This window comes from Rhizobacter sp., from assembly GCF_035702065.1.
In the GTDB taxonomy this organism is placed as follows: domain Bacteria; phylum Pseudomonadota; class Gammaproteobacteria; order Burkholderiales; family Burkholderiaceae_C; genus Rhizobacter.
On sequence record NZ_DASSRA010000323.1, the window covers coordinates 1 to 4,767 of the forward strand.

Annotated in this window: 5 protein-coding genes; all 5 read left to right on the plus strand. The window is 69.1% G+C overall.

The window, feature by feature from the left end:
• The first annotated feature begins 208 nt into the window (after positions 1-208).
• Entirely contained in the window at positions 209-1,978 is a 1,770-nt protein-coding gene (locus tag VFL64_RS14405) for a cytochrome D1 domain-containing protein (RefSeq protein ID WP_489541071.1), read from the plus strand.
• 58 nt (positions 1,979-2,036) lie between these two features.
• Positions 2,037-2,345 (plus strand): c-type cytochrome, encoded by a 309-nt coding sequence (locus tag VFL64_RS14410; RefSeq protein ID WP_489541072.1) that lies wholly within the window; start codon positions 2,037-2,039, stop codon positions 2,343-2,345.
• 9 nt (positions 2,346-2,354) lie between these two features.
• Positions 2,355-2,708: a c-type cytochrome gene (locus VFL64_RS14415; RefSeq protein ID WP_489541073.1), complete on the plus strand. Its 354-nt coding sequence runs from the start codon at positions 2,355-2,357 to the stop codon at positions 2,706-2,708.
• Positions 2,705-3,886, plus strand: a complete 1,182-nt coding sequence (locus VFL64_RS14420; protein ID WP_489541074.1) for a cytochrome D1 domain-containing protein — start codon at positions 2,705-2,707, stop codon at positions 3,884-3,886. The genes VFL64_RS14415 and VFL64_RS14420 overlap by 4 nt, the downstream gene beginning before the upstream one ends.
• Positions 3,887-3,898: 12 nt before the next feature.
• The coding region (gene ahbB, locus VFL64_RS14425) for a siroheme decarboxylase subunit beta (protein WP_489541075.1) at positions 3,899-4,767 on the plus strand (869 nt) is incomplete at its 3' end.

A 4,767-nucleotide genomic window follows, 5' to 3' on the forward strand; every position in this document is an offset into this window, starting at 1 on the left:
GGTCGGGATCGCCGGGGCCGGCGCCGACGAGCGTCACCTTCGCCGGTTGCGCGCTTGCGCGGGCTCGCGACAAGTGCAGCGTCTCGTGCAGGCTCGTCATGGCGGGCGATTGTTCGCGTCGCGACCGCGTGCGTCCTTGAACTGCTTCAAGGTCGCGCCGCCGCTTCGCCGCGACCATTGCGCACCCCGCAGCAACGAGCCGAATGCCATGACACCGACCCGACTCCAGACGTGCATCGCGGCAGTCCTGACGGCGATCGTCGTGCCCACGCTGGCGCAGAACGAGTCGCCGCGACAGACGCAGCCGCCGGCGCAGGTGAAGGCCGACGAGCAGAAGCACGGCGTCACCCAGCCCGAGGTGAACTACCAGGCCGGCACGTCGCCCCTCGCCGGCGAGCAGATGCACCAGAGCGCGAATCCGAAGGCGCCGGCGATGACGCAGGCCGAGTTCGACCTCGGCCGCAAGACCTACTTCGAGCGCTGCGCCGGCTGCCACGGCGTGCTGCGCAAGGGCGCGACCGGCAAGCCGCTGACGCCGGACCTCACGATCGCCAAGGGCACCGACTACCTCAAGGTCTTCATCTCGTACGGCTCGCCGGCGGGGATGCCGAACTGGCTGACGTCGGGCGAGATGAACGAGAAGACCGTCGACGTCATGGCGCGCTACATCCAGCACGATCCCCCGGTGCCGCCCGAGTGGGGCCTCGCCGACATGAAGGCGACGTGGAAGGTCGTCGTCGCGCCCGCCGACCGGCCGACGAAGAAGATGAACAGCTACAACATCGACAACATCTTCTCGACGACGCTGCGCGACAGCGGCGAGGTGGCGCTGATCGACGGCGACACCAAGAAGATCATCAACATCGTCAAGACCGGCTACGCGGTGCACATCTCGCGCACGTCGGCGTCGGGACGCTACCTGTTCGTGATCGGGCGCGACGCCAAGATCAACATGATCGACCTGTGGATGGCCAAGCCCGACAACGTCGCCGAGATCCGCATCGGCCTCGAGGCGCGCTCGGTCGACACCAGCAAGTACAAGGGCTACGAGGACAAGCTCGCGATCGCCGGCGCCTACTGGCCGCCGCAGTACGTGATCATGAAGGGCGACACGCTGGAGCCGCTCAAGATCGTCGGCACCCGCGGCATGGTGGTCGGCACGCAGGAGTACCACCCCGAGCCACGCGTCGCCTCGATCGTGGCCTCGCATTTCAAGCCCGAGTTCGTGGTCAACGTGAAGGAGACCGGCAAGACGCTGATGGTCGACTACTCCAACCTCGACGCGCTGAAGGTCACCGAGATCGGCTCGGCCCCCTTCCTGCACGACGGCGGCTGGGATTCGAGCAAGCGCTACTTCATGGTGGCGGCCAACCAGAGCAACAAGATCTCGGTCATCGACGCCAAGGACGGCAAGCTGGCCGCGCTGGTCGACGTGGGCAAGATCCCGCACCCGGGCCGCGGCGCCAACTTCATCCACCCGAAGTACGGGCCGGTGTGGTCCACGGGCCACCTGGGTGACGAGTCGATCTCGCTGATCGGTACCGATCCGAAGAAGCACAAGGAGTACGCCTTCAAGAAGGTCGCCGAGCTCAAGGGCCAGGGCGGCGGGGCGCTTTTCATCAAGAGCCACCCGAAGAGCACGCACCTGTACTCCGACTCGCCGCTCAACCCCGACCCGAAGATCTCGCAGTCGGTGGTGGTGTACGACATCAAGGATCTCGACAAGGGCTACGTCGTGCTGCCCATCGCCGAATGGGCGGGCATCACCGACGACGGCGCCAAGCGCGTGGTGCAGCCCGAGTTCAACAAGGCGGGCGATGAAGTGTGGTTCTCGGTCTGGTCGGCCAAGAACAAGCAAAGCGCGCTGGTCGTCGTCGACGACAAGACGCTCAAGCTCAAGGCCGTGATCAAGGACCCGCGCCTGATCACGCCGACCGGCCACTTCAACGTGCACAACACCCAGCACGACGTGTATTGACGACTTCTCGCGGGCGGCGGCTCCCTGCCGTCGCTCGTTCACGCTTCAGGAGACCCCCATGAAAAGAATGCTCACCCTCGCGGGCTTGGTTGCGGTGGCCACCGGCGCACACGCCGGCCCCACCGAAGACGCCATGACCAAGGCCGGCTGCATGGCCTGCCACACCGTGGACAAGAAGCTCGTCGGCCCGGCCTTCAAGGAGATCGCCGCCAAGTACAAGGGCCAGGACGTGACGGCCAAGCTGATGGAGAAGGTCCGCAAGGGCGGCTCGGGCGTCTTCGGTCCCGTGCCCATGGCGCCCAACCCGCCCGACAAGATCGACGACGCGAACCTGAAGGCCGCGGTCGAACTGATCCTGAAGAGCTGAAGGCGGCCCATGCGCGGTGGGGGCGTCTCGTGTGCGTGGGTGGTGGCTGCCGTGCTGGTGCCGGCCGCCGGCGTCGCCGCCGAGCCGCCGGTGGCGCCCGAGCGAGCGCAGCAGCTGGTGCGCATGGTGCGGCAAGACTGCGGCTCCTGCCACGGCATGCAGCTGACCGGCGGACTGGGGCCGGCGCTCACGCGCGAGGCCCTGGCCGACAAACCGGTCGAGGCCATGGCCGCCACCATCTTCCATGGCCGGCCCGGTACACCGATGCCGGGCTGGAAGCCCATGCTCAGCGAAGCCGAAGCGCAGTGGATTGCGGAGAAGCTGCTGACCGGCTTCCCGGCCGAAGCGAGGGCCGCCCGATGAGGCGCCGTGATCTCGTCAAGGCCTTTGCTGCGCTGCCCGTGCTGGGCGGCTGCGCGGGCTGGAGCGACACGCCGCGCGGCACCGGCGACCTGGGCGTGGTGATCGAGCGCGCCCGCGGCACGCTCGCACTGGTGGACACCAGCCGCCGCGCGCTGCTGGGCGAGGTCGAGGGCCTGGGTGACCTGTCGCACGCCTCGGTGGTGTTCTCGCGCGACGGGGCCAGCGCCTATGTGTTCGGGCGCGACGGCGGGCTCAGCAAGGTCAACCTGCTCACGCGCCGCGTCGAGGCGCGTGTGATGCAGGCAGGCAACTCGATCGGCGGTGCGATCTCGCAAGACGGCACGCTGGTCGTCGCGCAGAACTACCAACCCGGCGGCATCAAGGCCTTCGATGCGAAGACGCTGGCGCTCGTGGCCGACGTCCCGGCCGAATACGCCCCCGGCAAGCTGTCGCGCGTGGTGGGCCTGGTCGATCTGCCGGGCCGGCGCTTCGCGTTCAGCCTCTTCGATGCCGACGCGATCTGGATCGCTGACCTGTCGGACGTGGCGGCGCCCAAGCTCACCAAGCTGGCTGGCATCGGCCACCAGCCCTATGACGCGCTGGTCACGCCGGACGGCCGGCACTACATCGCCGGCCTGTTCGGCGAAGACGGCCTCGCGCTCGTCGACCTGTGGGACGAAACCCCCACGGCGCGCCGCATCCTCGCCGGCTACGGGCGCGGCCAGCAGCCGCTGCCGGTCTACAAGATGCCGCACCTGCGCGGCTGGGCGGTGGCGGGGCGCCATGCCTACCTGCCGGCCATCGGGCGCCACGAGGTGCTGGTGGTCGACACCGGCACCTGGCAAGAGGTGGGCCGCATTGCGGTCGCCGGCCAGCCGGTGTTCGTGATGGCGCGGCCCGATGGCCGCCAGGTGTGGGTCAACTTCGCCGTGCCCGACTACCACCGCGTGCAGGTGATCGACACCCCCTCGCAGCGCGTGATCCAGACGCTGGAGCCGGGCAAGGCCGTGCTGCACATGGAGTTCACGCCGCGCGGCGAGGCCGTGTGGATCAGCGCACGCGACGACAACCGCGTGAGCGTCGTCGACACCGCGAGCTTCGCCACGCTGGCCCGGCTCGACATCGACGCACCCAGCGGCATCTTCTTCACCTCGCGCGCCGCGCGGGTGGGCTTCTGAGAGAGGCGGGCGATGAGTGCGCTCCTTCAGGTTCTGCCGGTCTCGCAAGGGGCGATTCGCCTGGCCTTGCTCAACGACTGGCAGCGCGACTTCCCGCTGGTGGCCGCGCCCTTCGAGCACATCGCCCACGTGCTCGGCACGACCGAAGACGCCGTGTTGCACGAGTTCGCCCTGCTGCAGGGCGAGGGCTCGGTGAGCCGCATCGGTGCGGTGTGGGGTGCGGGTGCCGGTGGTGCGGCCATGCTGTGCGCCTTTGCTGCACCGGCCGCACGGCTCGGTGTGATGGCCGCGCTGGTCTCGGCCGAGCCCGGCGTGAACCACAACTACGAACGCGAGCACGACTGGAACCTGTGGTTCGTCGTCACCGGCCGTGACCGTGCCGCCGTGAACGCCACGGTCGACCGGCTGGAGGCAGCCACCGGCCTCAAGGCCTTGCGCCTGCGCATGCAGCGCGCCTACCGAATCGACCTCGGCTTCGAGTTGCGACGCGATGCCGCGCCCGTGGTGGCACGCGCCAGCGTTCCCTGCGTCGAGCCGGTGGCCGAGGCCGACCGCGGGCTGGCCGCGCTGGTCGAGGCTGGCTTGCCGCTGGTCACGCGGCCCTACGACGCTTGGGCGGCGCAGCTCGGCCAGACGCGCGAGGCGCTGCTCGCCACGCTGGTGCGCTGGCAGCGCGAGGGCACGGTACGCCGCCTCGGTGTGATCGTGCGCCACCACGAACTCGGCATCTCGCACAACGCGATGACGGTGTTCGACGTGCCCGACGAGGCGGTCGACGCTCTCGGCACCGCGCTGGCACGCGAGCGCGGTGTCACGCTGTGCTACCGGCGCGAGCGTGCGCCGGGCTGGCCCTACAACCTCTACTGCATGGTGCACGGCCG

Bases quoted from the DNA above. Each gene is read 5' to 3' on its own strand.
- VFL64_RS14405 (WP_489541071.1), top strand. From the start codon at position 209: ATGACACCGACCCGACTCCAGACGTGCATCGCGGCAGTCCTGACGGCG.
- VFL64_RS14410 (WP_489541072.1), top strand. From the start codon at position 2,037: ATGAAAAGAATGCTCACCCTCGCGGGCTTGGTTGCGGTGGCCACCGGC.
- VFL64_RS14415 (WP_489541073.1), top strand. From the start codon at position 2,355: ATGCGCGGTGGGGGCGTCTCGTGTGCGTGGGTGGTGGCTGCCGTGCTG.
- VFL64_RS14420 (WP_489541074.1), top strand. From the start codon at position 2,705: ATGAGGCGCCGTGATCTCGTCAAGGCCTTTGCTGCGCTGCCCGTGCTG.